The 26,655-nt window shown below is 69.3% G+C and carries 24 protein-coding genes; 16 read left to right on the top strand and 8 right to left on the bottom strand.

The window, feature by feature from the left end:
* Positions 1-151: 151 nt before the first annotated feature.
* From ACTRO_RS31005 to ACTRO_RS31025, 5 genes are all read left to right on the top strand, one after another.
* On the top strand, positions 152-943 hold the full coding sequence (locus tag ACTRO_RS31005; RefSeq protein WP_034268803.1) for a PspA/IM30 family protein: 792 nt from the start codon (positions 152-154) through the stop codon (positions 941-943).
* Positions 940-1,218: a PspA-associated protein PspAA gene (gene pspAA / locus ACTRO_RS31010; protein WP_034268806.1), complete on the top strand. Its 279-nt coding sequence runs from the start codon at positions 940-942 to the stop codon at positions 1,216-1,218. Before ACTRO_RS31005 ends, pspAA begins: the two co-directional genes overlap by 4 nt.
* 197 nt (positions 1,219-1,415) lie before the next feature.
* On the top strand, positions 1,416-2,369 hold the full coding sequence (htpX, locus tag ACTRO_RS31015) for a zinc metalloprotease HtpX (RefSeq protein ID WP_034268809.1): 954 nt from the start codon (positions 1,416-1,418) through the stop codon (positions 2,367-2,369).
* A 26-nt stretch (positions 2,370-2,395) separates the two neighbouring features.
* Entirely contained in the window at positions 2,396-2,965 is a 570-nt protein-coding gene (pspAB, locus tag ACTRO_RS31020) for a PspA-associated protein PspAB (protein ID WP_034268811.1), read from the top strand.
* Positions 2,966-3,276: 311 nt separating this feature from the next.
* Positions 3,277-4,608, top strand: a complete 1,332-nt coding sequence (locus ACTRO_RS31025) for an endonuclease/exonuclease/phosphatase family protein (RefSeq protein WP_157436555.1) — start codon at positions 3,277-3,279, stop codon at positions 4,606-4,608.
* 59 nt (positions 4,609-4,667) lie between these two features.
* On the opposite strand, the gene nadA is transcribed toward ACTRO_RS31025, so the two are convergent.
* Positions 4,668-5,864, bottom strand: a complete 1,197-nt coding sequence (gene nadA, locus ACTRO_RS31030) for a quinolinate synthase NadA (RefSeq protein WP_034277503.1) — start codon at positions 5,862-5,864, stop codon at positions 4,668-4,670.
* A 295-nt stretch (positions 5,865-6,159) separates the two neighbouring features.
* On the opposite strand from nadA, the gene ACTRO_RS31035 reads away from it, so the two are divergent.
* Positions 6,160-6,519, top strand: a complete 360-nt coding sequence (locus ACTRO_RS31035; protein ID WP_034268817.1) for a HesB/IscA family protein — start codon at positions 6,160-6,162, stop codon at positions 6,517-6,519.
* A gap of 5 nt (positions 6,520-6,524) precedes the next feature.
* Here the strand turns inward: ACTRO_RS31035 and ACTRO_RS31040 are convergent, their stop codons facing one another.
* The 4 genes from ACTRO_RS31040 to ACTRO_RS31060 form a co-directional block, all read right to left on the bottom strand.
* Positions 6,525-7,805 carry an MFS transporter gene (locus ACTRO_RS31040; protein WP_051451653.1) on the bottom strand — a complete coding sequence of 427 codons (1,281 nt, stop codon included), beginning with the start codon at positions 7,803-7,805 and terminating at the stop codon, positions 6,525-6,527.
* Between the two features lie 42 nt (positions 7,806-7,847).
* On the bottom strand, positions 7,848-8,528 hold the full coding sequence (locus tag ACTRO_RS31045; RefSeq protein WP_051451654.1) for a winged helix-turn-helix domain-containing protein: 681 nt from the start codon (positions 8,526-8,528) through the stop codon (positions 7,848-7,850).
* A gap of 537 nt (positions 8,529-9,065) precedes the next feature.
* Positions 9,066-9,659 (bottom strand): hypothetical protein, encoded by a 594-nt coding sequence (locus ACTRO_RS47635; RefSeq protein WP_157436556.1) that lies wholly within the window; start codon positions 9,657-9,659, stop codon positions 9,066-9,068.
* A gap of 132 nt (positions 9,660-9,791) precedes the next feature.
* Positions 9,792-11,222 carry a cysteine desulfurase/sulfurtransferase TusA family protein gene (locus ACTRO_RS31060; RefSeq protein WP_051451655.1) on the bottom strand — a complete coding sequence of 477 codons (1,431 nt, stop codon included), beginning with the start codon at positions 11,220-11,222 and terminating at the stop codon, positions 9,792-9,794.
* 302 nt (positions 11,223-11,524) lie between these two features.
* Between ACTRO_RS31060 and ctaC the strand changes: the two genes are divergently transcribed.
* The 5 genes from ctaC (at position 11,525) to ACTRO_RS31085 (ending at position 17,420) form a co-directional block, all read left to right on the top strand.
* A complete protein-coding gene (ctaC, locus tag ACTRO_RS31065) occupies positions 11,525-12,547 on the top strand; it encodes an aa3-type cytochrome oxidase subunit II (protein ID WP_425394866.1) in 1,023 nt (340 codons plus the stop codon).
* The gene (gene ctaD, locus ACTRO_RS31070; protein WP_084316653.1) at positions 12,544-14,331 is read left to right on the top strand and encodes an aa3-type cytochrome oxidase subunit I; all 1,788 of its coding nucleotides are present in this window, start codon (positions 12,544-12,546) and stop codon (positions 14,329-14,331) included. Before ctaC ends, ctaD begins: the two co-directional genes overlap by 4 nt.
* A 3-nt stretch (positions 14,332-14,334) precedes the next feature.
* Positions 14,335-14,733, top strand: a complete 399-nt coding sequence (locus tag ACTRO_RS31075) for a cytochrome c oxidase subunit 4 (protein ID WP_034268832.1) — start codon at positions 14,335-14,337, stop codon at positions 14,731-14,733.
* A gap of 167 nt (positions 14,734-14,900) precedes the next feature.
* Positions 14,901-16,829: a L,D-transpeptidase gene (locus tag ACTRO_RS50525; protein ID WP_157436557.1), complete on the top strand. Its 1,929-nt coding sequence runs from the start codon at positions 14,901-14,903 to the stop codon at positions 16,827-16,829.
* 180 nt (positions 16,830-17,009) lie between these two features.
* The gene (locus tag ACTRO_RS31085) at positions 17,010-17,420 is read left to right on the top strand and encodes a DUF4259 domain-containing protein (RefSeq protein ID WP_034268835.1); all 411 of its coding nucleotides are present in this window, start codon (positions 17,010-17,012) and stop codon (positions 17,418-17,420) included.
* 129 nt (positions 17,421-17,549) lie between these two features.
* On the opposite strand, the gene trpD is transcribed toward ACTRO_RS31085, so the two are convergent.
* The gene (trpD, locus tag ACTRO_RS31090) at positions 17,550-18,614 is read right to left on the bottom strand and encodes an anthranilate phosphoribosyltransferase (protein ID WP_034268838.1); all 1,065 of its coding nucleotides are present in this window, start codon (positions 18,612-18,614) and stop codon (positions 17,550-17,552) included.
* Positions 18,615-18,765: 151 nt separating this feature from the next.
* On the bottom strand, positions 18,766-19,248 hold the full coding sequence (locus tag ACTRO_RS31095; RefSeq protein WP_245594542.1) for a response regulator: 483 nt from the start codon (positions 19,246-19,248) through the stop codon (positions 18,766-18,768).
* 343 nt (positions 19,249-19,591) lie between these two features.
* Between ACTRO_RS31095 and ctaE the strand changes: the two genes are divergently transcribed.
* Genes ctaE through qcrB form a run of 4 tightly spaced genes read left to right on the top strand, consistent with a single transcriptional unit; the run spans position 19,592 to position 23,841 of the window.
* Positions 19,592-20,248 (top strand): aa3-type cytochrome oxidase subunit III, encoded by a 657-nt coding sequence (gene ctaE / locus ACTRO_RS31100; RefSeq protein ID WP_034268841.1) that lies wholly within the window; start codon positions 19,592-19,594, stop codon positions 20,246-20,248.
* A gap of 33 nt (positions 20,249-20,281) precedes the next feature.
* Positions 20,282-21,124 carry a cytochrome bc1 complex diheme cytochrome c subunit gene (gene qcrC / locus ACTRO_RS31105; RefSeq protein ID WP_051451657.1) on the top strand — a complete coding sequence of 281 codons (843 nt, stop codon included), beginning with the start codon at positions 20,282-20,284 and terminating at the stop codon, positions 21,122-21,124.
* Positions 21,125-21,127: 3 nt separating this feature from the next.
* On the top strand, positions 21,128-22,219 hold the full coding sequence (qcrA, locus tag ACTRO_RS31110; protein ID WP_034268844.1) for a cytochrome bc1 complex Rieske iron-sulfur subunit: 1,092 nt from the start codon (positions 21,128-21,130) through the stop codon (positions 22,217-22,219).
* Positions 22,216-23,841, top strand: a complete 1,626-nt coding sequence (gene qcrB, locus ACTRO_RS31115; protein WP_034268846.1) for a cytochrome bc1 complex cytochrome b subunit — start codon at positions 22,216-22,218, stop codon at positions 23,839-23,841. The genes qcrA and qcrB overlap by 4 nt, the downstream gene beginning before the upstream one ends.
* Before the next feature lie 650 nt (positions 23,842-24,491).
* On the opposite strand, the gene ACTRO_RS31120 is transcribed toward qcrB, so the two are convergent.
* Positions 24,492-24,770 carry an Lrp/AsnC family transcriptional regulator gene (locus ACTRO_RS31120; RefSeq protein WP_034268849.1) on the bottom strand — a complete coding sequence of 93 codons (279 nt, stop codon included), beginning with the start codon at positions 24,768-24,770 and terminating at the stop codon, positions 24,492-24,494.
* A gap of 558 nt (positions 24,771-25,328) precedes the next feature.
* Between ACTRO_RS31120 and ACTRO_RS31125 the strand changes: the two genes are divergently transcribed.
* A complete protein-coding gene (locus tag ACTRO_RS31125; RefSeq protein ID WP_051451659.1) occupies positions 25,329-26,606 on the top strand; it encodes an NYN domain-containing protein in 1,278 nt (425 codons plus the stop codon).
* Positions 26,607-26,655 lie beyond the last annotated feature (49 nt).

Below are 26,655 nucleotides of genomic sequence, written 5' to 3' on the forward strand. Positions count from 1 at the left end.
CCGGGGTGCCGGGCAGGACGCGGGCAGGGGGCAGACCGATCGATGGCCCCATGACGCCACGAGGGAATATCGTGGAAGCAGACGAGTCCGAACGTGAGCGGTACCGCACCTTATCGAAGGGGGAGCTGGAGGGCTGATGGCCGACGGAGTTATGAAGCGCATGTCCTTGATCTTCAAGTCCAAGGCCAATAAGGCCCTGGACAAGTACGAGGACCCGCGCGAGACACTCGACTACTCGTACGAGAAGCAGATGCAGCTGCTGCAGAAGGTGCGGCGCGGGGTCGCCGACGTGGCCACCTCCCGCAAGCGGGTCGAACTGCAGATGAAGAAGCTGCAGCAGGAGGGCGACAAGCTCGAGGGCCAGGCCCGCCGGGCGCTCGAGCTCAACCGCGAGGACCTCGCCCGCGAGGCGCTGACCCGGCGCGCGAACGTGGTCGCGCAGATCAGCGACCTGAACACGCAGTACGAGTCGCTGCAGGGCCAGGAGGAGAACCTCGTTCGCCAGTCCAAGGCGCTCGAGGCGAAGGTGGAGGCCTTCCGCACGCAGAAGGAGACCATCAAGGCCACCTACACCGCGGCGCAGGCCCAGGCCCAGATCGGGGAGGCCTTCTCGGGCATCTCCGAGGAGATGGGCGACATCGGGATGGCGATCCAGCGCGCCCAGGACAAGACCCAGCAGCTCCAGGCGCGGGCGTCCGCGGTGGACGAGCTGATGGCCTCCGGCGCCCTGGACGACCCGTCCGGCCTGGGCAAGGACGACATCACCCGCCAGCTCGAGCAGCTCTCGTCCGGCGGCGCGGTAGACGACCAGCTGGCCAAGATGAAGCTGGAGCTCGGGGGCGGCTCGACCAAGGCCCTCGAGGGCGGCGCGAACGCCTCGTACGCGAACAAGAACGACGAGATCAGCGACGCTGACGTGCTCAAGGAGGGTGGCGCGGCATGATCGTGCGCATCCTGGGTGAGGGCCAGCTGGTCCTCGAGAAGGCGGCTCTGGCCGAGCTCAACCAGCTCGACGACGCGCTCATGGCGGCGGTCGAGGCGGGCGAACAGGGCCCCTTCGAGACGGCCATGAAGGCGCTGCTCGGCAAGGTCCGCGAACTCGGCACCCCGCTGCCGGTCGAGGAGCTCAAGCCGAGCGACTTCATCCTGCCGAGCGCCGACTCGAGCCTCGACGAGGTGCGTGACCTGCTCTCCTCGGACGGACTCATCCCCGGTTGAGCCGGTCGGCCACCCCTCCCCGACGTCCCCCGCGTGCTCCGGCGCGCGGGGGACGTCTCGTTTCGGCGCGCCACCGGGCGAAAGGTCCGGTCTGCCGGGAACCCGCCCCTCATACTGATCGTTGTCCGGGGTAGGCAATGGGCTAAACCGAGATGTTCGCCGTCGAAGGGGCGGTGCGGACGGAAGGCGGATGAACTGTGGCGAAGACGAGATTCGCGCCGGATCGCGGACTGACCTCCCGCATGGTTTTCGTCATGTTCCTGATCGGCCTGCTCGCGGTGGCGTTCATCGCGGCGCTGATCGCGTTCGTGCCCGCGCAGAGCCTGCCGATCGTGCTGGTCCTGGCCTTCGGCCTGCTGTTCGCCCAGTTCTTCTTCTCGGACAAGATCGCCACCTTCGCGATGGGCGCCCGAGAGGTCCAGCCGCAGGACTCGCGCGAGGCCGCGGCCCTGCACGCCGTGGTGGACCGGCTGTGCTCGCTGGCGGACATGCCCAAGCCGCGTGTCGCCATCGCGGACACCCCGGTGCCCAACGCGTTCGCCACCGGCCGCAACCCGAAGAACGCGGTCATCTGCGTCACCACCGGCCTGCTGCGCAACAACGCCCAGCTGACCCAGGAAGAGGTCGAGGGCGTGCTCGCGCACGAGCTCTCGCACGTGGCGCACCGCGATGTGATGGTGATCACCATCGCCTCCTTCCTCGGCATCCTGGCCGGCCTGGTGGGCCGGATGGCCTTCTGGTTCGGCCTCGGCGGGGACCGGCGGGACGACCGCGACGGCGGCGTGCCGGTACAGCTGATCATCATGCTGGTCTCGATCGTCACCTACGCCATCTCGTTCCTGCTCATCCGGGCGCTCTCGCGCTACCGCGAGCTCGCCGCGGACCGGGCCGGCGCGCTGCTGACCGGCCGGCCGATGGCGCTGGCCTCCGCGCTCGGGAAGATCACCGGCGACATGGCCCGGATCCCGCAGCAGGACCTGCGCGCGGCCGAGCCGTACAACGCGTTCTACTTCGCTCCCGCGTTCTCCAAGGAGTCGATGATGTCGCTGCTCTCCACCCACCCGAGCACGGAGCGGCGGATCGAGCAGCTCTACAAGATCAACGCCCAGCTGGGCGGTCCGGCCCCGGAAGTCCACGGACACCGGCACTGACCGGTACGCCGGGGATAAGGTGAGGCATGGGTTTCCTCGACTCGCTGCTAGGCCGGAGCAAGCCGGTGCAGCCGAATCTGGACCAGCTCTTCGGCCTGCCCTCGGCGGCCATGACGCTGGAGGTCACCGGCAGCTTCCGGCCGACCGGCGCGGGCTCGGTGTGCTACCGCAAGGCCGAGGGCGGCGCGTTCCATCAGGTCGAGACCGATGTCGAGGAGCTGCTCGAGAGCCTCGACGGGCCGCGCATCGAGGTCAGCAAGGACCAGTACGGCTACACCTGGCTCACCAGCCGGCACTCGCCGGACGACATGACCGGCCTGGTGACCGACCTGCACGCGGTCAACACCGCCTTGCAGGACGAAGGCTTCGGGTCCTACCTGCTGTGCACGCTGGTCGGCTTCCGCGACGACGAGGGCCGCAAGCTCGCCCTGATCTACCTCTACAAGCGCGGCAGCTTCTACCCCTTCGCCCCGCTCACCGAGCCGAACCGGGACAACAGCCTCGAGCTGCAGATGCGCTCGGAGCTGGCCAACGATCTGCGGATCGAGCAGGATCTCGGCCGCTGGTTCGCGGTCTGGGGCGCGCCAGGGCTCTGAGGTACGGCGCGGCGCGGCGCGGCCTAAACCTCCGGCACGTCACACCTCTGCCACGATTGCACGCCTCGACTTGCCAGGCCCGGCGGCCCAACCGCTAGGCTCGGCGACGCCGGGGCGCTGGGCAGAGCCGCGGCGGGGTTCAGGGCCGTGGAGGACGACGAGCGATGGTGACTGGACCGGTGACCGGTGCCGAGGGTGAAGAACAGGCCGGACGGGGGCTACCCGACCTCCGGCTGCAGCCGACGCCCGGTATTCCCGCCCAGCGTACGCAGCAGCCCCCGCAGGGGGAGTCTTCCGGATCCCTGGACGAGGTGAATCCCACGGTAGACCCGGCTGATCCGGCGGTCCCCTCGAGCGACCCCGCGCGTTCTTTCCCGATCCCGGCGAATTCCACGCCCCCGGCGGATCCGGCGCTCGCGCCGCAGCCGCGCAACCCGATGATCCCGGCTCAGCCGGGCGACCCGTTCGCCGCCACGGCCGCGCGCGCCGAGCCGGTCGCCGCGGTGCTGCACTCGGCCGCGATCCCGGCGGCGGCGCCGACCGTGGAGAAGCTGCCCGAGCTCACCGAGGCCGAAGCGGACGCCGCCGAGGCCGCCGACGAGCCGGGCCGCCCGGGCCGGCGCCGCCGCCGCGGGTCCTCGATGCGCCGTCAGACCTCCACGGCTATAGCCGTGCTGGGCTGGCTCGGCGTCAGTTTCCTGGTGCTGCACCGGTATCTGCCCGACGTGGGCGGCCTCGGCTCGCTGCTCGAGACCTGGCTGCCCTGGCTCGCCCTGCCGATCCTGGTGCTGCTGGCCGCCGCGGGGATCGTGCACACCCGGCGCGCCCTGATCGCCACGCTGGCCGCGGCGCTGGTGTGGACGGCGCTCTACGGCCCCTCGCTCCTGCCGCGGGGCAGCAGCGCGCCGGCGAAGCTGCACATCTTCAGCGAGGACGTCAACGGCATCACCGCCGAGGCCAAGGCCTCCAGCACGGCGGCGCTGGCCGAGAACGCCGACGTCGTCGCGCTGGAGGACCTGTACGCGGGCGTGGCCCAGTCCTCGGCCGTGAGCGCGCTCAACGCCGGCTACAAGTACCACGTCACCGAGTACGGCTTCGGGCTCTGGAGCCGCTACCCGATCTCCGCCGTGAGCCCGGTCAGCGTCGGTACCACGGACGGGGACTCCTCGGTCTCGCTCGGGGTGCAGTCCGCGAAGATGGCGGCCGCGGCCACCGGCACGCCGCTGATCGGCGCGCTCAAGGCCACGCTCACGGTGCCGGACGGAAAGCCGCTCACGGTCTTCCTGGTGCACCTGCCGCAGCCGGTGCTCGGCAACTCGGGCTTCGCCAAGGCCCGCGACGCGGCGTTCACCGGGTTCGTGACCATGCTCAAGGCGGACACCTCGCCGCGGCTCGCCGTGATCGGCGTCCTGAACGTGGCCGCGACCGACCGGCAGTTCTCGCAGCTCACCAAGGGCCTCGGCCTGCGCAGCGCGCAGCAGGCGGCGGGCAGCGGCTTCGGCTTCACCTGGCCCGCCGAGTTCCCCATCGTCCGCCTCGACGACGTGCTCACCCGGGGCCTGCAGCCGCTGCGCTCGAGCGTGCTGCCGTCGATCGCCGGCGGGCAGGCGCACCTGCCGATCGAAGTCGACCTGAACTACTGAGCGAGCAGCCGCCGGGCCGACGCCGCTGGGGCGGCCGGCCGGCGGCTAGGCCGAACGGGTTACGGCAGGGCCAGCATCTGCTCCAGCGCCGCCTGGGCCTGCTCGGCGGTGCGCTGCTCGACCGTGATCCGGTTGACCGGCTTGCCCGCCACCAGCGACTCGAGCGTCCAGACCAGGTGCGGCAGGTCGATCCGGTTCATCGTGGAGCAGTAGCAGACCGACTTGTCCAGGAAGACGATCTGCTTGTCCGGGTGCGCGTTCGCGAGGCGGCGCACCAGGTTCAGCTCGGTGCCCAGGGCCCACGCCGTGCCCGGCTCGGCCGCCTCCAGCGCCTTGATGATGTACTCGGTGGACCCGACGTAGTCGGCCTTCTCCACGACCTCGTAGCGGCATTCCGGGTGCACCAGCACGTTCACGCCGGGGATGCGCTCACGCACGTCGTCCACGCATTCGGGGGTGAACCGGCCGTGCACCGAGCAGTGCCCGCGCCACAGGATCATCTTCGCGTCGCGCAGCTGCTCGGCGGTCAGCCCGCCCATCGGCTTGTACGGGTTGTAGAGCACGCAGTCGTCCAGGCTCAGGCCGAGCCGGCGTACCGCGGTGTTGCGGCCGAGGTGCTGGTCGGGCAGGAAGAGCACCTGCTCACCCTGCTCGAACGCCCAGGTCAACGCGCGCTCGGCGTTGGACGAGGTGCAGATGGTGCCGCCGTGCCGGCCGGTGAAGGCCTTGATGTCGGCGGAGGAGTTCATGTAGGAGACCGGGACGACCCGGCTCGCGATGCCGAGGTCCTCGAGCAGCTCCCAGCACTGCTCGACCTGCTCGGCCGTGGCCATGTCGGCCATCGAGCAGCCGGCCGCGAGGTCCGGCAGCAGCACCTGCTGGCTCTCGGAGGTGAGGATGTCCGCGGACTCGGCCATGAAGTGCACGCCGCAGAAGACGATGTACTCGGCGTCCGGGCGGTTGGCCGCGTCCCGGGCCAGCTTGAACGAGTCGCCGGTCACATCCGCGAACTGCACCACCTCGTCGCGCTGGTAGTGGTGGCCCAGGATGAACACCTTCTCGCCCAGCGCCTGCTTGGCCGCCCACGCGCGCGCCACCAGGTCGGGGTCGCTGGGCGCGGGCAGGTCGCCCGGGCACTCCACGCCGCGCTCGCTGCGCGGGTCGGCGGCCTGCCCGAGCAGGAGCAGCGAGAGCGGCGTGCCGGCGGGCTCGGCGAAGACGGCTGCCCGCTCGCTGGTCTGGCTGGTCGTGGTCACGTCCCACAGCTCCTCGGTCGGGCCCGGCACTGGCCGCGCTCCTTTTCGTCTTACTGACGCTAAGCCATCTTATCGCACCGGTATTCCCGGTGATCACCGCGAGATCCCCACGAGTTCCACACGATCTTCACTCGGATCGAGACGTCGGTCATACCACCCGGCCGTCCCGGTATGCGACGATAGAAGCGAATGGACGGCTGGCACCGACTCCTCGGGAATACCAAGCCGTCGTGCAGGCGTTGAGCGGTGAAGGCAACGACCCGACGGACCGTTACTGAGACAAGGGGTTAGCACGATGTCGGTAGAGGTTGAGATCAGCAGCACCAAGGTGGACGGCATCATCCTGACCGATGAGGCCTCGGCCAAGGTCAAGAGCCTGCTGGAGCAGGAGGGTCGGGACGACCTTTCGCTGCGTGTCCAGGTTCAGCCGGGCGGGTGCTCCGGTCTGCGCTACCAGCTGTACTTCGACGACCGTTCCCTCGACGGCGACGTGGTCTCGGAGTTCGGCGGCGTCAAGGTCGTCACCGACCGGATGAGCGCCCCGTACCTCGTCGGCGCGACCGTGGACTTCGTGGACACGATCGAGAAGCAGGGCTTCACGATCGACAACCCGAACGCCACCGGTTCCTGCGCCTGCGGCGAGAGCTTCAACTAATCCGGCTAGTTCGTAGCCGGCGGCGCTTCGGCCGCCCGGACGGGCTCGGGCTCGCGTGATGACCGCGCGGGCTCGGGCCCGTCTGCGTGCGTGCCGTGCGCGCGCTGAGCCTTGCGGCTGGCCAGGTACAGCGAGCTGAGCAGGATCACGCCGCCGACGAAGTAGCACAGGTCCCGGTAGAAGACCTCCCCGACCAGCGCCGCGCACAGGGCGATGCCGACGCACTGCGAGCCGGTGACCAGCAGGTTGTCCGCGCCGCTGACCCGGCCCATGAGCTCGTTCGGCGTGCCGAGCTGGATGGCGGTGATCGAGCCGACGATGGCCACCGGCAGGCCGAAGCCGAACAGCGCCGCCGCGCCCACCACCACCGGGGTCGCCGGCGCGGCCAGGGCCAGGCACGCCGCGCCCGCCAGGGCCAGCCCCGAGGCGGTGGCCAGCCCGGCGCCGATCCGCCGAATGAGTGAACCTGCGCTCAGCCCACCCGCCACACCGGTGACACCCATCACGGTGACCAACACGCCCATCCACGTGGGCGCGTGGTGCAGGCCCACAGTCGTGACCGGGATGACGAGCGTCTCCAGAAAGCCCATCCCGAACAGCGCGATCGCGCAGGCGATGCTCAGCTGCCGCAGTGACACGGTGCCGAACAGGTAGCGGAACCCGGCCGAGCTCTCCGCCCAACGGCTCGGCCGTTCTCCGTCCTCGGCGGGCTGCGGCCGCGGGTCCTCGATCCGCATCAGCGACCAGCACAGCAGGCTGAAGGCGAAGGTGGCCGCGTCCATCACGGCCAGCGCGTGGCCGCCGAACGCCGCGAGCAGACCGAGGCCGATGGCCGGCGTGATCAGCCGCGAACCCTGCTGCAGCGCCTGCCCGAGCCCGCTCGCATCGGCGAACAGGTCTTTCGGCAGCAACTGCTCCTTGAGTCCGTTGAAGGCGGCGCTCGTGATGGTCGCGCTCAGGCCGTAGCAGAACATGACGGAGTAGATCAGCCACAGCTGCGCCGAGCTGCGCACGGTGACGAGGCTGAGAACCAGCAGCGCGGTGACGGCGTTGGTGACCATCAGCGTGCGCTTGTGGCGAAGCCGGTCGACGAGCACGCCGGTGACCGGGGAGAGCACCGTGCCGAGGTTCAGCATCAGGATTGTGACGCCCATCTCGGCGGTCGAGCCGGTCAGCTCCTTGACCCAGATCGCCGCGGCCAGCCAGAACGCCATGTCCCCGATGGTGTCCACGGTGCTGCCGAGCAGATAGATCCGGTAGTTCCGGATCCCCAACAGTGCGCGCATGTCCGCACTCCCTCCCCTTGGTGTGGTCCTCAGCCCACTGCGTCAGTTGTCCGCGTCGTCCGTGATGTCAGCGTTCGTGTCGTCGGGCCGGTCGGGCGGCACGGCCTCGGCCGGGTTGACGAAGAGGTTGAGCTCGAACGGGATCGAGCCCTCGGGCCGCAGCGACGGGTCCTGGATGCGGGCGTAGTAGCGCATGATGACCTCCGTCCAGGCCTGCTCGAGTTCGCGCATCTCCTCGGGTGTGCCGAAGAGCATGAACCGGAAGTCGCCGACCACATCGCGCACCTCGGCGGGCCATTTCGAGGCTTCGGCCCGGTACCGCGCCCGCCGCTCGAGCCAGCGCTGGAACATCAGGTCGCCCAGCGCCCGAGCGGCCGCGGCGACCCCGGGCGCGGGATCCTCCCGGTCGAACTCGAAACCGACGGTGCCCAGCCGCCACGGCCGCTCACGCCCCTCGCCGCCGCCGGCCTCCTCGACGTAGCCGTACTTCGCGAGCGTCCGCAGGTGATAGGCGACCGACGTGGGCGATCCGCCGAGGAGCTTCGAAGCCTGCGTCGCCGTCAAGTCGCCGTGCACGCCGAGAGCCTCGTAAAGCGCCAGCCGTACCGGATGCGCCAGCGCACGCAGCTCGCGCGGATCGGAAGCCTTGTGCAGCTTCACCGGTGCCGGAGCCCCGTCCTTGCCCGCGCTGTCCGCGCCCGGCTCGTCCTTGCCCTCGCTCATACCGGGAAGTTAGCAGGAAAGGGTTCTTTCGAAAAGAGTCTTTCGAAAGAGATCTTTCGAGGCTCGGCCGCACGCCGGGGCACGTGCCACAGCCGTGTCACGTGTGTCACAGTCGGGAGATCCCGCAGGTCGGAGCGGGGTGCCGGGGTGGCGGACGCCCGCGGTCGAAACCGTGCCAGGAAACGACAGGGCCTCCGGCGCCGCTACCCACAAACGACGTCGGAGGCCCTGCCTCCTGCGGACCCGGAGCACCCGCGGAACTTCAGCGGGTGGCTGCCCTCCGATACGGCCCGCCACAGCGTCCACGTCGCCGGGGGGAGAGCGGCGCGGGCGCAGGCTTATGTGTCCCTACCCCATAGTTCTACCCGGACCGGATCCGTTCCATCACTCAAAGTGATGAACTCGTAATCCCCTCGGCTTCGAGTCGACAGCTTCCCCGTCGAGCGTCTCGCGGTCTCGAGTACCACTACACCAGATATGACGATTGTACGTCGTCCCAGGTTCCCCGGTCGCGGCTGATTTCTTGCTGTGTGTTTCTCAGCCCACTTTAAGGCTCTGACCGTCCGACAGGTCCACCACCGGGCGGCCGGAGAGCGGGGCGGCCAAAGCGACGGCGATGCGCATCGGTCCGACGAATTGCGGGCAGACGTGGCCGCCGGACGAGAGGTGGACCAGGCCCACCTTGACCGCCGAGGCCGACTGCTGCAGGACGACGTCGTACTGGCCGCACGCGCCGCCCATGGATTCCAGCTCCACGTAGAGCGTGCGCCCGTCCGAACTGGCCGTGGCGTCGTCGAACGAGACGAGCTTCGCGCCGGCGGGCGCCGCGCTGAGCACCTGTTTCGGCGTGGCCATCGACCCGCCGCCGCCCGCCGACGTCGTCGTGGGCGCGTGTGCGGACGGGGACGCGACGCTCGCCGGAGCGCTCGAGGCACTCGTCGGGGAGGCCGGTGCGGACGGTGCGGACGATGCGGCGCTGGGGGAGTTCACGGTGACGGCCACAGTCCCGACACCGGAGCCCGTCGGCGTGGTCTCAGACGACGCGCACCCGCCGAGCGCCGCGGTCAGCGCCAGCGCGCCGGCGGCGCCGACCAACAGGGAAGCGGTGCGGGGACGGACGGAACCGGTCATGCGCATTCCTCTCTCCGGGCCTCGGGTCGCCCGCCGATCCGGGGAGGCCTTGTGGGTCCCGGGCCGGGCAGGCGGGTGTGGCTGAAGCTGTGACGCACGGCACCCACGCCGGGTTCCCGCCGCGTGCCAACGCTATTCCCGCCGCCGCACCCGGTACGCCATCGCGCCGGGGACCGCCTCGATCCCGTGCTCTCCTTCGAACGCCGCGGCGCCGAGATAGTCGTGGCCGGTGAGCCGGCACCAGGCCGGAATGTCGAGCCGCGCCGCCGGATCGTCCGCCAGCACCCGTACGGTGCCGCCCACCTGCACCTGTCCGATCCGCTTGCCGAGCTCGATCACCGGCAGCGGGCACAGTTTGCCGAGCGCGTCGATCTCCAGCTCCGGTTCGGCGACCGCTTCGTCTTCGCCGGCCGGCGCGGATCCCGCCTCCGCGTCCTGCTGCGGTCGCGCGACCCGGACCGCTCCCGGCAGCACTGCCAGGAACTGCTCGACCTCGTCCGCCGTCACCCGCCACGGCAGTGAGACACGGACGTTCCCCTGCGTGAGGACCCCCATGGCCTCCAGTACGTGACTGGGTGTCAGGGTCGACGCCGTGCATGAGGATCCCGACGACACGGCGAAACCGAGCCGGTCGAGTTCGAGCAGCAGCGCCTCCCCGGACGCGTAGAGACAAGAGAAAGTCAGGATGTGCGGGGCACGGTCGTCCGGGTCTCCCACGACCTCTACATTCGGCACCAGCTCCGGGATCCGCGCCCGGAGCAGCGCGGTCAACTCCCGATGACGCTCCGCCGTCGCGGCCGCTTCGCCGAGCCGGGTGCGCAACGCCGTGGCCGCGGCCAGGATCGCCGGGACGTTCACCGGACCCGGCGCCCAGCCGCGCTCCCGCTCGTCCTCCGGCCAATCCGCGGCGAACCGCGTTCCCTTCCGCACGGCCAGCACCCCGACGCCGGTCGGCCCGCCCCATTTCCGAGCCGAGCCCGCCAGCACCGCCCAGCCCTCCGGCACCGGCTCGCGCCCGAGCGTGACCGCCGCATCCATAAGTAAAGGCACACCGCGCTCCGCCAACAGCCCGGCCGCCTGCGTCACCGGCTGACGCGTGCCCACCTCGTGGTTCGCCGACTGGATCGCCGCGAACGCCAGTCCGGCCTCCGCGTCGACCAGATCCGCCAGCGCGCCCAGCGAGACCCGGCCGAGTCCGTCCACCGGCACGATCACACTGCGGCCGCCGCTCCGCCGGGTCGCCACGTCCACCGCGTGCAGCACGCTGGAATGCTCCACCGCGCCGACCGCGATCGTCGTGCCCGCGCGCATTCGGCCCCTGGCCAGGCCCAACACGCCCTGATGCACCGCCGTGGTGCCGGACGAGGTGAACACCAGCTCGTCCGCGCGGCAGCCGAACTCCTGCGCGACCGCCTCCCGGGCCGCGTCCAGCAGCATCCGCGCCCGCCGGCCCTCGCGGTAGAGCCGATCGGGCCCCGCCCAACCCTCGTCCAGCGCGGCGAGGTACGCTTCGCGGCCGGCCGGATCCAGCGGCTCCGCCCCGGCCGCGTCGAGATACACCATGGTGACGAGCCTAAGGCAGCAAGCGGGCGCGCCGGGCGGCTGACGGACGTTCACCTATGGAGATGATTGGGCGACAGTTGTCCGAATGGCCCGTTCTGGCCAGGCATTAGACCGTATGCATGAGCTCCGGTCCCGCCCACTTCCGTAGGGGGGTACCTGCCCGCATGAGGCCTTCGAGGCTGGAGTAGGGTTTGGCCGCAGTATTGAATCAGTGATCCCCCGCCTGCGATGCGGGCGCCACCGCGAGCGCGACCCACCGACTCGCCCGCGGCGTAAGGGGGCGAGAGATCGGGAAGGGTACGTTGAGTCAGCACGGCTCTGAACGCAGACCTCTCCCGCCGCGTGAGAGCACGGGGCGGGCGCGCGTCGACGCGTCAAGAAAGCGGCGCCTGGCCGCCGGCGCGGCGTTGGCCGCTGCCGTCCTGGTGACGGCCTCGGGCTGCGCCGACAATGCCTTCACCCGGCTCGGCATGCCGGAACCGGCCTCCAAGGAGGCGCCCAGCATCCTGCACCTGTGGCAGGGCCAGTGGATCACCGCGTTCGCCGTCGGCGCGCTGGTCTGGGGCCTGATCCTGTGGTGCTGCTTCGCCTACCGCCGCAAGCGCCACGGCATCGAGGTGCCGCCGCAGACCCGGTACAACATGCCGCTGGAGCTGCTCTACACCGGCATCCCGCTCATCATGGTCGGCGTGATCTTCTACTTCACCGCCAAGAGCGAGACCAAGCTGCTGCAGGTCAACGACCAGCAGTACACCAGCATCAACGTGGTCGGCCGGCAGTGGAGCTGGACCTTCAACTACAACTACGACGCGTCGATCGACGACGGCAGCGGCGGTGCCGCCACCACGAACCCGTCCTACAAGGACGCGGGCACCGCCTACGACATCGGCACCCCGGGCCAGATCCCGACCCTGTGGCTGCCGGTGAACGAGGAGGTCAAGTTCACGCTGACCTCGCCGGACGTCATCCACTCGTTCTGGATCCCGAACTTCCTGTTCAAGCTGGACGTCGTGCCCGGCCGCGTGAACATGTACGAGGTCACCCCGGACAAGGTCGGCACCTACATCGGCGAGTGCGCCGAGCTGTGCGGTGTCGAGCACTCGCGCATGCTCTTCAATGTCAAGGTGGTCAGCCAGGCTGACTACGAGGCGCACATCAAGTCGCTGCAGGCGCAGGACCAGGGCGGCACCCTCACCACCGGTTGTGGCACGAACACGACCGAGGTAGGCACCGACCTGACCACCACCGGTCACGGCATCCGCTGCGTCGTCGGCCCCATGACGAGCGTCAGCGGTAAGAACGCAACGGGAGGCGACGCGTCATGACCGCACTCAACGATCCCGCGGTCGCCGCTGTCCCCTCGGTGACGGCGTACCGCACCCGGCAGCCGGGAGTGACCTTCGTCAAGTGGATCACCTCCACCGACCACAAGGTCATCGGCTTCCTCTACCTGGTCACCTCGTGCGTGTTCTTCGGCTTCGGCGGCCTGCTCGCCCTGCTGATCCGCACCCAGCTGGCCCGGCCGGGTCTGAACGTGCTCTCCCCCGAGCAGTACAACCAGGCCTTCACCATGCACGGCACGATCATGCTGCTGATGTTCGCGACCCCGCTGTTCGCGGGCTTCGCGAACGCGATCATGCCGCTGCAGATCGGTTCCCCCGACGTCGCGTTCCCGCGGCTGAACATGGTGGCCTACTGGCTGTTCCTGTTCGGCTCGCTGATCGCCATCGGCGGGTTCCTCACGCCGCAGGGCGCGGCGGACTTCGGCTGGTTCGCCTACTCGCCGCTGTCCAACGCCGTGCACTCGCCCGGCGCCGGCGGCGACATGTGGATCATGGGCCTGGCGCTGTCCGGCTTCGGCACCATCCTCGGCTCGGTGAACTTCATCACCACCATCATCACGATGCGCATGCCGGGTATGACCATGTTCCGGATGCCGATCTTCACCTGGAACATCCTGCTGACCTCGGTGCTCGTGCTGCTCGCCTTCCCGGTCCTGGCCGCGGCGCTGTTCGCGCTCGAGGCAGACCGCCGGCTCGGCGCGCACATCTTCGACGCCTCCAACGGCGGCGCGATCCTGTGGCAGCACCTGTTCTGGTTCTTCGGCCATCCCGAGGTCTACATCGTCGCGCTGCCGTTCTTCGGCATCATCTCCGAGATCATCCCGGTCTTCAGCCGCAAGCCCGTCTTCGGCTACTCCGGCCTGGTCTTCGCGACCCTGTCGATCGCGGGCCTGTCGGTGACGGTGTGGGCGCACCACATGTTCACCACCGGCGCGGTCATGCTCCCGTTCTTCGCGTTCATGACCTATCTGATCGCGGTGCCCACGGGCGTGAAGTTCTTCAACTGGGTCGGCACCATGTGGCGAGGCTCCTTGAGCTTCGACACACCGCTGCTCTGGTCCGTGGGCTTCCTGGTGACGTTCCTCTTCGGTGGTCTGACCGGCGTCATGCTGGCCTCCCCGCCGATCGACTTCGCGGTGCAGGACTCCTACTTCGTGGTCGCGCACTTCCACTACGTGCTCTTCGGCACGGTGGTGTTCGCGATGTTCGCCGGGTTCTACTTCTGGTGGCCCAAGTGGACCGGAAAGATGCTCGACGAGCGTCTGGGCAAGGTGCACTTCTGGACGCTGTTCATCGGCTTCCACACCACGTTCCTGGTCCAGCACTGGCTCGGCGCCGAGGGCATGCCCCGTCGTTACGCCACCTACCTGGCCTCGAACGACTGGACCACGCTGAACACGATCTCCACGATCGGCTCGTACCTGCTGGCCCTGTCGATGTTCCCGTTCCTGTACAACGTGTACAAGACGGCCAAGTCGGGCAAGCGCGTGACCGTGGACGACCCGTGGGGCTGGGGCCGCTCGCTCGAGTGGGCCACCTCCTGCCCGCCGCCGCGGCACAACTTCAACTCGCTGCCCCGGGTCCGCTCGGAGTCCCCGGCCTTCGACCTGCACCACCCCGAGGTGGCGCTGATGGAGATCCAGAACGGCGAGCGCGGCCACGCCGCGAAGAAGGCGCTGCTCAAGGAGCGCGAGGCCGAGGCCGCCGCGCAGAAGGCCGCCCGCCGGGCCGCCAAGAAGTCCGGCGAGAAGTCCGGGGAGGCGTGATCCATGAAGGTCACTTCGACGCTGTTCCTTTCGCTCACGGCGTTCCTGGTCGTGATGGTCGTCCTCTACTGGGAGACCTCGCACGACCCGACGGGCACGGCGGCGCTGCTCATGGCCACCGGCCTGGCCGGCCTGATCGGCTACTACCTGCGCTTCACGGCCCGTCGCATCAGCCCCGGTCCGGACGACCGGGCCGATGCCGAGCCGCACGAGGGCGCCGGCGAGCAGGGCTTCTTCTCGCCCACCAGCTGGTGGCCGCTGACCCTGTGCCTGGCCCTGGCCTGCGCGTTCCTCGGCGTGGCGATCGGCTGGTGGCTGGTGTTCTTCGCGATCCCGTTCGGCGCGTTCGGCGTCTACGGCTTCGTGTTCGAGTACTACCGCGGTGAGAACAAGCACTACTGAGAACCCCTGCGGACGACCCGATGGCCGTAGGCCAAACGACCATCAGGTCGTAGGTTCGTAACAACTGCTCAGCAAGGGCCGGTACGGATATCCGTACCGGCCCTTGCTGCATACGCTTTCCCATGGTCGGTGCCGCAATCGGCGGCACAGAGGGCGGAGGCACGAGCATGGCTGACGCGGTCGCTCCCGGCGATGGCGCCGAGGAGATAGCCGAGCAGACCGACGAGTCCGCGGAGGGGGTGGAGTCCGCGCAGACGGAGCTTGCGGAGACGGAGGCCGCGGCGGTGGAATCCGGCGAGGCAGCCGAGACTGACGCTCCGTCGGCTGAGGCGGAAGCCGAGGCGGAGCCGGAAGCGGGGCCGGCGGAGGGATCTGACGCCGCGTCCGAGGACGAGGCTGAGACTGAGCCCGAGGTTGAGGCTGAGCTCGAGGTTGAGGCTGAGCCCGAGGTCGAGGGTGACGCTGAGTCCGAAGTTGAGGCTGAGCTCGAGGTTGAGGGTGACGCTGAGTCCGAATCTGAGCTTGAGGCCGCGTTCGCAGCTGACGCCGAGCCCGAAGCGGACACCGAATCCGCGGCTGAGCCTGAGGCTGAGCCTGAGATTGAGCCCGAGGCGGCAGCGGAGCCTGATGAGCCGACCGCCGAGCCCGAACCCGAAGCGGAGTCTGCCGCAGCCGTCGAGCCCGCCCCGGAGCCCGCAGTCGAGCCCGTCACGCTCGTCTCCCCGACGCTCGCGGCAGCGGCCTCCTTCGTCCCGCCGCAGCCGTCACCGCCGTCGCAGCCCCCTGCCGAGCGGCCCACCGTCACCCTCGCCGGCCGCCGGATCGACCGCCGGGCCGCGCTGATCGCCGGCGGCGCGGGCGTGGTCGTCATCGGCGGCGTGGTGGCGGCCCTGGCGTCCTCCGGCGGATCCGGCGACGGAACGTCCACGGCGTCCACCGGGGTCCATGGGGCCGTAGGAGCCACCGGCAAGGCGTCGACCGCACCGGCCGTCCCGCTGCCGGAGATCACCACGAACCCGGCCGACGGCGCGTCCGGCGTCGACCCGTCCAAGCCGATCACCGTCCGGGTGACCGACGGCACCATCGACTCGGTCCAGCTCTCCGGCCAGGAGCAGACCAGCGGCACGCTCTCCACCGACGGCAGCACCTGGACCTCGGACAACTCGCTCAACGTGAACTCGAGCTACCAGCTCAGCGTCATCGCCAAGAACTCCGTGGGCAAGACCAAGTCGACCACCGTCTCGTTCCACACGCTCAAGCCCTCGGCCACCTTCGGCGTCTCCTCGGTGGTGCCGCCGCGCGGCTCGGCCGTCGGCGTCGGCCAGCCGATCCGGGTCACCTTCTCCAACTACGTGCCGGCCGAGTACAAGGCGGCGCTGGAGAAGGCCTGCGTGGTCCGGACCACCCCGGCCGTGGCCGGCGCCTGGTACTGGGTCTCGAACTCCACCGACGGCGCGATCATGGACTGGCGGCCGAAGGACTTCTGGGCCGTGGACACGAAGGTCGCGGTCGACTTCAACCTCAACGGCGTCCGGCTCGGCGAGCACCAGTACGGTGTGAAGGACTACCCCGCGCACGACTTCAGCATCCGTGGCACCGACCTGCGGCTGATCGTGGACAAGGACGAGTACTCCGCCACCTGCTACCGCAACGGCAAGGCCATCCGGACCTTCCCCATCGACACCGGGGTGACCAGTGCGGAGACCTTCGTCACCTACACCGGCACCATGGCCGTGCTCGGCAAGGGCAACCCGGTGGAGATGAAGGGCAACTACGGCCCGAACGACACCTACGACGACTTCGTGAACTGGGCCACCCAGATCACCTGGTCCGGCACGTACGTGCACGCCGCGGGGTGGGACACGGAGATCGGCCACGCCAACGACGACTCGCACGGCTGCGTGCACTGCCATCCCACGGATGCCGAGTGGTTCTACAATCTCGCCGAGCCCGGCGACGTGGTCACCATCAAGGGCAGCCGCAAGCGCCCGGTCGCGGTCTCCAACGGCATCTGCACCTTCACCCTGGACTGGAGCAGTCTGCTCAAGGGGTCGGCGTACGGAGCCACGATCAACGGAAAGCCGACCTCCGCCTGACCTGCTCCCTCCTGATCTGTCCGCTTTTGAACGAATCGGCTGTGTCCGCTCAGTATCACTCATTCTGAGTGGGCATAGCCGACATCAGCGCGTTCACGTAGCGGTACGGCGCAATCCCGTTTACCTTGCGTTAAGAGGGCCATTCGATGGGGAGGGATGGAACCGGGAGGTTGCGACAGGATGGGTACCTGGCAGATCGGGCCGTTCGACAACGACATCGCGATGGACTTCTTCGACGAGATCGAAGAGACGCCGGACGAGCAGGTCTCGGCCAAGCTCAGTTCGGTGCTCACGGCCGTGACCGAGCGACCCGGCCGGGTCGAGCTGGACGAGGGCCACTTGGCCGTGGCCGCGGCCGGGCTGGTGGCCGCCGGACGCTCGCGCAGCGCCGCCACCGGGAACCCGTCCGTGGACGAGTGGCTCGCCGTTCACCGCCCGGTCACCGACACCGACTGCGCCAGGCTGGCCCTGGCCGCGCTCGACCGCGTCAGCGGGCCGGACAGCGAGTGGATGGACCTGTGGGCCACCACCGACAACCGTGACGCCGTACGCAAGCGTCTTGACGGTCTGCGCATGGTCTTGGCAGGCTGAGCCGGCGGCCGTGCCGTCGCGGCGAAACGCCGGACGGCCGGGCTCGAGCGGCCCGATCATCACCTCGTCACACCTTTTCGCCCCCGGTTTGAACCGGGGATGAAAGGGTATCTTCTGGACTTTTCGGCCTCAGGCGGCCCGGGTGGCCGCGGACCACCGGTCGAGCACCGCCGCCGAAGCGCCGGAGTCGAGCGCGGCCGCCGCCCGTTCCACGCCCGCGGCCAGCCGCTCCGTCAGCGGCGCGAGGCCGCCGGCCGGAACCTCCAGCGCGTCCAGCGCGGCGAGCGTCGCGCCCGCGTTGAGCAGCACCGCGTCCCGGACCGGCCCGGTCTCGCCGGCCAGCAGCTTGCGTGCCACGCCCGCGTTGTATGCCGCGTCCGCGCCGCGCAGCGCCTCCACCGGCGCCAGCTCGATCCCCACCGAGCGGGGGTCGAAGATCTCCTCGACCACGGTGCCCGCGTGCGCGGTCCACACCGTCGAGCTGCTCGTCACGGTCAGCTCGTCCAGCCCGTCCTGGCCCCGGAAGACCAGCGCGCTGTTGCCCCGGCGGGCCAGCACGCCGGCCAGCATCGCCGCCATCCGCTGGTCCGCCACGCCGACCGCCTGCGCTCTGACCTGGGCAGGATTCGTCAGGGGGCCGAGGAAGTTGAAGGTGGTCGGCACGCCGATCTCCTTGCGGGCCGTGCCGGCGTGCCGCAGGGCCGGGTGGAAGGTCTGCGCGAAGCAGAAGGTGATCCCGGCCTTCTCGGCCACCTCGGCCACCTGCTGCGGCGTCAGATCCAGCCGCACGCCGAGCTCCTCGAGCACGTCGGCAGCACCCGAGGCGGAGGAGGCCGCCCGGTTGCCGTGCTTGACCACCCGCGCCCCGGCGCCCGCGGCCACGATCGCGGACATGGTGGAGATGTTGACGGTCTTCGCCCCGTCCCCGCCCGTGCCCACCACGTCCACCGTCGGCCCGGGCACCTCGATCAGGTTCGCCAGCCGGTACATCGCGGCGACCATGCCCTCGAGTTCCTCGAGCGACTCGCCCTTGGCTCGCAGCGCCACCGAGAACGCAGCCACCTGCGCGGACGTGGCCAGCCCTGACATGATCTCGTTCATGGCCCAGGCCGCGGCGTCGGCCGGCAGATCCTCGCGGCGCACCAGTGCGCCGAGGACCGTGGGCCAGGAGTGAGTGCCCTCCACTGCCGTCATCGTTCCTGGCCCTCCTTCCGAAGCTCGGGTGCGCCGGGGTACGTCTCCCGGTCCGGCCCCAGCCTACGCGGAAAGCCTCGTTCTGAGCAGCGTCGGTCCGACGGCCGGGACGGGTCCGTCCCGCGGCCGGCCGCCGTCCGATCGCCGCTGCTCAGCCCACCCGGGACCGCAGCAGCCCGACCGCCACCTCGGCCAGCCGGACCGGGTCGATCGGGTGCGAGACCACCGCGTCCGCCCGCGCCCAGGTGGCCAGCCAGCCGTCCTGCGCCCGCCCGGTGAGCACCAGCAGCGGCGGGCACTGGTAGATCTCGTCCTTCAACTGCCGGGCCAGGCCCATCCCGCCGACCGGCACCGCCTCGCCGTCCAGGATCACCAGGTCCGCCCGCACCCCCTTGACCGCCGCGTCCATCCGCTCGATCAGGGCCGGAGAGGTGGCGAACTCCTCGAGCGCGAGCGCCGGCAGATCCGGGTCGGGCCGGGTGCCCAGAGCCAGCCGCAGGCTCTCGCGCACCTGCGCGTCGTCGCTGTAGAGCAGGACCTTCAAGGACTTGGCCGGAGCCGGCGGCGACGCCCCGTCGGCCGTGGACCCGAAGGCCCCGGGCCCGGACTTGTCGGCCAAGGCTGCTGCGGACATGAACACGCCTCCACTTCGAGGACTGCGGATGCCGCGGTACTTCGGCACCCGGTAGATCGCGCGCAGTACACGCACCGGCCGGCGACGGCGGGTGAGCGTGCGACCCAGCGTAGGACGCGGTCCCGACGGAAACCAGCCCTAACGATCTGATAACGCGGCAGGAGCCGGGCGGACACGTTCGCCGCCTGCGGGCTGACAGGCGCTCAACCGCCGACGTCACGGTGACTTCTTCCCCGTTTGGTCTAATCACGTCCGGTTTCCGCGCCGCCATTCGATGGATCGTCAGCGACACCCGGCCCAAAGGGGTACCCCGGCGATAGGGCGATCGCGGCGAGAGGCAATAATGGCCGCCGTGGCGACAGCAACTGCAACCCAAGCCGCACCCGCGCACCGGGTGCCCAATAGGCCCAACCTGGTCAGCGTCGGAACGATCATCTGGCTGGCCTCCGAGCTGATGTTCTTCGCGGCCTTGTTCGCGATCTACTTCACTCTGCGCTCGGTCTCGGGCAACGCGTTCTTCAAGGAGAACGCGGCGCACCTGAACGTGCCGCTCTCGTTGACCAACACGATCATTCTCGTGCTGTCCTCGGTCCCGTGCCAGCTCGGTGTGTTCGCGGCGGAGCGCCACCAGGTCAAGCGCACCGGCTCGCTCTGGAAGTTCTGGGGCAAGGGCTACGGCATGCGCGAGTGGTACATGTGGGCCTTCGTCCTCGGCGCCATCTTCATCTCGCTGCAGGTCTACGAGTACTCCTCGCTCGTGCGCGACGGCCACTCCATCTCCGAGAATCAGTGGACCAGTGCCTTCTACCTGGCCACCGGGTTCCACGGTCTGCACGTGACGGGCGGACTCTTCGCCTTCCTGATGGTCCTCATGCGTACCTACAAGGCCAAGCGCTTCACGCATGACCAGGAAGTCTCCGCGATCGTCGTGTCGTACTACTGGCACTTCGTGGACGTCGTGTGGATCGGCCTGTTCTGCGTTATCTACATTCTCCAGTAATTCGGACGAGAAGCTCCATTAGGGACACTAGTCGTGAAATCGCTCTCTACACGGCGACGCCACCCGCTGGCAGCGTTCGTCGTCCTGGTGCTCGCGCTGGCTTTCGCGGGCACCCTGTTCGCCGCGTTCGTCTCGCCCGCATCGGCGAACGCGGATAGCGGAAGCACCAGCGCGCAGGCCCTCGCCGACGGCAAGGCGCTGTACCTCACCTCCTGCTCCAGCTGCCACGGACAGAACGGCGAGGGCTCCAGCTACGGCCCCAGCCTCGTCGGCTCCGGCTCCGCCGCCGTCGACTTCCAGGTCTCCACCGGACGCATGCCCGCCCAGCAGCCGGGCGCGCAGATCCAGAAGAAGGCCGTGCTCTACACGCAGGCGCAGATCGACGAGATGGCGGCCTACATCCAGTCGCTCGGCGGCGGCCCGCAGGTGCCCACCCAGAGCATGTACGCGGTCAACGACTCGATGGTGCAGCTCGGCGGCGTGCTCTTCCGCACCAACTGCTCGCAGTGCCACAACTTCGCCGGCGAGGGCGGTGCGCTCACGGACGGCAAGTTCGCCCCGGCGCTCACCCAGACCAACCCCAAGGCGATCTTCGAGGCCATGCTCACCGGCCCGCAGAACATGCCCGTCTTCCCGGACACCGTCATCCCGGCGGCCCAGAAGCAGGCGATCATCAGCTACATCGTCTCCACCCGCGACGAGCCCAACTACGGCGGCGCCGGCCTCGGCCGCCTCGGCCCGACCTCCGAGGGACTGTTCATCTGGACCTTCGGTCTGATCGCGCTGCTGCTGATCGCGGTCTGGATCGCGGCCCACACCACGAAGGCCTCGGCTGAGCGCATCGCCCAGGCCGCCGCCAAGAAGGGGGGCAAATAGACCATGAGCGGTGATATGACCGAGCACGACGAGCACGGCCACGGCGCGCTTGCCGTGGACGAGCACGGCCACGGCCACGTGGCCCCGTCCGGCGACCCGTTCGCCGACCCGGGCCTGCCCGAGCACCGGCCCCGGCTGACCGACATCGACGAGAAGGCCGCCAAGCGCTCCGAGCGCATCGTGGCGAGCCTGTTCATGCTGTCCGCGATCGCCACGATCGGGTTCATGGTCTGCTACACGCAGGTCCCGAACAACCGTCAGACGCTGGTGAACTTCTGGCCCCTCGGCGCGGTCTCCGCGTCGAACTTCGCCCTCGGCGTATGCCTGGGCGTGGCGCTGTTCGCCCTCGGCGCGGGCGCCATCTACTGGGCCCGCACCCTGATGACGGACGTCGAACTCCCGCAGGAGCGGCACGAGTACGAGTCCAGCAACGAGGACAAGGCCGCGGCGATCGTCGAGTTCCAGCAGGGAGTCGAGGACTCCGACTGGAAGAAGCGGCCGCTGATCCGGCGCACCCTGATCGGCGCGATGGCGGTGCTGCCGCTGCCGGCCCTGTGGATCCTGCGCGACCTCGGCCCGCTGCCCGGCACCACCCAGCGCCAGACGGCCTGGGCGCCCGGCATGCTGATCATCAACGACAACACGGTCTCGCTGGACGGCACCAAGGGCCAGGGCATCAAGCCCGCCGACATCACCATCGGCACCCTGGTCAACGCCCGCCCGGCCGCCGCGCTGTCGGCCGGCGAAGAACTCAACAACGTACTCTCGATGTCCTCGATCCTGCTGGTGCGGATGAACGAGGCGGACATCAAGTCGCAGCAGGAGATCGACTGGGGATACCACGGCATCGTGGCGTTCTCGAAGATCTGCACGCACGTCGGATGCCCGGTGGCCCTCTACGAGCAGCAGACGCACCACATGCTCTGCCCGTGCCACCAGTCCACCTTCGACCTCTCGGAGGACGGCAAGGTCATCTTCGGCCCGGCGGCGCGCTCGCTGCCCCAGCTTCCGATCACTGTCAACGCCGACGGCTACCTGGTCGCCAAGAGCGGCTTCGACCAGCCGGTCGGTCCGAGCTTCTGGGAACGCGGATGAGCACTTCCACTGCGGGCGAGGAGATCGTCCCCACGACGCTGGGCGGGAAGGCCGCGGACTACCTCGACCAGCGGCTCGGCATCGCCGGCGCGGCCAAGAAGAACCTGCGCAAGATCTTCCCCGACCACTGGTCGTTCATGTTGGGCGAGGTCTGCCTCTACAGCTTCATCATTCTGCTGCTGTCGGGCATCTTCCTGACCCTTTTCTTCACGCCGTCGATGGGCGACGTGACGTACAACGGCTCGTACACGCCGCTGGACGGGATCAAGATGTCCGAGGCCTACGCCTCGACGCTGAACCTGTCGTTCGACGTGCGCGGCGGCCTGCTGATGCGCCAGATCCACCACTGGGCCGCCCTGGTCTTCGTGATGGGCATCATGGTGCACATGCTCCGGGTGTTCTTCACCGGCGCGTTCCGCAAGCCGCGTGAGCTGAACTGGCTGATCGGCTTCACCCTGTTCGTGATGGCGCTGCTCGAGGGCTTCTGCGGCTACTCGCTGCCGGACGACCTGCTCTCCGGCACCGGCCTGCGGATCATGCAGGGCATCGTCCTGTCGATCCCGATCGTCGGCACGTACATCTCGTACTTCGTCTTCGGCGGCCTGTTCCCGGGCCACGACCTGGTGCCGCGCCTGTTCACCGTGCACATCCTGCTGGTGCCGGGCCTGATCCTGGGCCTGATCACGGCGCACCTGATCCTGGTCTTCTACCAGAAGCACACCCAGTGGGCCGGGGCCGGCAAGACCGAGAAGAACGTGGTCGGCCTGCCGCTGATGCCGGTGTACACGGCGAAGGCGGGCGGCTTCTTCTTCGTGGTCTTCGGCTTCATCGCGCTGCTCGGCGGCCTGGTGACGATCAACCCGATCTGGGTGTACGGGCCCTACGTGCCCAACCAGATCACGGCCGGATCGCAGCCGGACTTCTATATCGGCTTCTTCGAGGGCGTCCTGCGCATGATGCCCAACGTGGAGTGGAACTTCTGGGGCCACACGATCTCGCTGAACGTGCTGCTGCCGTCGGTGATCGTGCCCGGAATCCTGTTCACGGGCCTGGCGGTCTACCCGTTCGTCGAAGCCTGGATCACCGGAGACAAGCGCGAGCACCACATCCTGGACCGTCCGCGCAACATGCCGACGCGTACCGCGATCGGCGTGGCGGGCATCGTGTTCTACGGCATCGGCTGGATCAACGGCGGCAACGACCTGATGGCCACCAAGTTCAACCTGTCGGTGGAATCGATCACCTGGGTCTGCCGCGTGCTGATCTTCGTCGGCCCGGTCTTCGGCTTCTGGCTCACCCGCCGGATCTGCTTCGGCCTGCAGCGCCGCGACCGCGACAAGGTGCTGCACGGCTCCGAGTCCGGCATCATCACCCGGTCGCCGGAGGGCCAGTTCTCCGAGATCCACACGCCGCTGTCCCAGGGCGACCTGCACAAGCTGACGGCGCACGACGTGCACCGCCCGCTGACGCTGACCCAGGTCACCGACGCCAACGGCATCCCCGCCCCGAACGTCCGCCGCGCCAAGCTGCGGGCCAAGGCGACCCAGTGGTACTTCGGCCAGCGGGTGGAGAAGCCCAGCGCCGAGGAATACCACGAGTCGATCACCAGCGGCCACCACTGAGCGGCCACTGCTGAGCCACTGCTGAGCGGCCGGTTCCAGCGAGCCGGGACGGTCAGTAGCGAGAGACACGAAAAGCTGTAGCCACACAGCAGTTCCCCTCCGTACCGTGGGTGCGGAGGGGAACGCGTTTCTCGGGGCGAGTGGGGTTTGTGGGGTGCGTCGTGCAGAGCTTGGTCGAAGGCGCGGTTGAAGGCGCGGCGGTGGGGCTGGTGACCACGGCACGCGACAGCTCGGGTATGCGTCGGTATGCGAGAAGTCGGCAGCCAGTAGTCAACGGCCGGGAATCACGCGCCGTCTTACCGGCCTGAATCCGTACGCGGTCTGACTGAAGCCGTTCCGGTACTGAGAACGTAGTCGGCCAGTTCTAGCGGCTCGCGCGATCTGACGGTCTGCACTGCTCGAGCTAGCCTGAGCCAGCTCGAGCTGGCTCAGGAAGCGCAAAGCCCCTCAGCTCCGCAGCCTCGGCAAGCCCGAATCGCCGAACAAGCCACTAGGCGCAGCCAGCCTCGCCGGTACCGCCCGGTCAGCTACTTCGACACAGCTCGATCGACTCGATGCGTTCGGCTTGGTCCGCCGGACTCGATCCGCCGGACTCGATCCGTCCGACTCGATCCGTCCGATCCGCTAAGGCCGGCTGCTATTTATTCAAGCTATTCAAGCCCGAGCGAGAACGCGGCCTCGAGGTCGACGTTGCTGTAGGCACGGAAGGCGGTGTGGGTCTCGGTGCGCAGGACGCCGTGGACCTTGTTGAGTCGGCCGGGAATGAGGTCTGCGAGGTCTTCGTGCCGGGGCACCCGCGCGATGGCGATCAGGTCCCATTCCCCGGTCACCGAGTAGACCTCGCTCACACCGTCGAGCGCGGCCACCGAGGTCGCGGTCTCCGGAACGAGACCGGTCTCGGCCTTGATCATCACTATCGCGGTCACCATGTGCCCAGCTTACGACGCCTGCGCGCCCCAGCGCGCGGGGGCTCTCGCCGGGCGCGTGAAAGCGTCTACCCTGGGAAATACCCGAATACCGACGGTCGGTGGGACGAGAGGCGGATGATGAGCGGCGACGATGCCGGTCCGGACGCGTTCAGCGCGCCCGAGCCCCCCATCGCGCCCGACGCCCCGCCCGCGCCGGACGCCATGACGCCCCCCTCCGCCCCGCAGCCACCAGGCTCTCCGCTGCCGGCCTCGCCAGGCTCCACGCCATCGTGCGAGCCGGGAACGCCAGGCTCCACGCCATCGTGCGAGTCGGCAACATCCCACGGCCCGCTGCAGCCGCACGACTCACCGTCGTCCCCGGCTTCATCGTCGTCTCCGGGTTCGCTGTCGTCCTCCGACTCGTCGTCGTCCCCGGGTTCGTCCTGGTCCTCCGACTCATCGTCATCCCCAGGTTCATCCTCGTCCTCCGACTCGTCGTCGTCCTCCGAGCCACCGACGACCCACGATGCCGCAGCCGACGACCATCACGAGACCCTCGTCGCCACACTCTCCGAGCCGGTGCGCGCGCGAGTCCTCGACTTCGCCGCCCAGGTCGCAGGCGGCCTGAGTCACTCGGCGCTACCGGTGTCACTGCGCCCGTTCGCGCGGTTCACACCGGCGAAGCGCGCCCGGCTCGCCGCGACTCCGCTGGCCGCTGCGCTGGAGGCCGACGGCGTGTTCCGCGGCCGCGTCGCGGAGCGTGTGCGCGACACGTACCCGGAAGTGGCCGAGACCCTGTTCGCGGGCACGATCCCGCCCGCCGCCGACCCTCGTGACGTCGCGGCCATCGCGTACGTGCTGCGCCCGGACCGGTGGAGGCATCTCCTCGAGCAGGCGGAACTCGCTGCGCGCGAGGCCGAGCGTGCCTTGGCCGACGAGCACCTCGGCGACGAGGTGGCCAGGCTCAAGGCGGACATCGACACGCTTCGGGAGCAGACGAAGGCCGAGGTCGAGCAGCTGAAGGCGGAACTGACCGCCGAGCGCCGCGAAGGAGACTCGCTGCGGCGGCGCATCCGCCAACTTGAGGCCGATATGAGGCGTGCGCAGGCCCAGGCCCGCGAGGCTCAGGCGGAGGGCAGCGTCGTGCAGAACGCCGCCGCGGTCCAGGTCGCTGCCGCCGAAGCGGAACTGCGTCGAGTCCGCGCACGGCTCACCGAGTCGGAAGCCGCGCTCGAGTCGGCTCGGCGCGCGAGCAAGGCAAGCCGCGGCGCCGACGACGTCCGGCTCCGGCTGCTGCTCGACACCATCAGCGAAGCCGCAGCCGGCCTGCAGCGCGAACTGGCCATCGCCCCGACCAGCGAGCGGCCGGCCGACACGGTCGAAGCCGTGCGCGCCGACGCGATCGGCGCCCACGACGTCGAAGGCCAAGCCCGAGCCGGCGACGACCCGGCGCTACTCGACGCGATGCTCGCCCTGCCGCGCGCGCACATGATCGTCGACGGGTACAACGTGACGAAGACCGGTTTTCCAACGCTCTCGCTCCACGAGCAGCGGATCAGGCTGCTCAAAGGCCTCGGCGGCATCGCCGCGCGCACCGGCGCCGAGATCACGTGTGTCTTCGACGGCGCGGAGCTCGCAGGCCCGGTGCCGGTGCCCCCGCACAAGGGCGTGAGGGTCCTGTTCTCGCGCGGTGGCGAGATCGCCGACGCGCTCATCCGCCGCCTCGTCGCCGCCGAACCGCAAGGTCGCCCGCTGATCGTCGTCTCCTCCGACAAGGAGGTCGCTGACGGCGTCCGCCGTAGCGGCGCGCGGCCGGTGCCCTCATCGATGCTGGTCCGTCGCCTCGGCAGGTCGTAGCGCCGGCTGGAGTGCGCAGTAGCTGCGTGTGTCTGCGCGCGGCCGGTGC

Source organism: Actinospica robiniae DSM 44927 (assembly GCF_000504285.1).
GTDB classification, from domain to species: Bacteria; Actinomycetota; Actinomycetes; order Streptomycetales; family Catenulisporaceae; genus Actinospica; species Actinospica robiniae.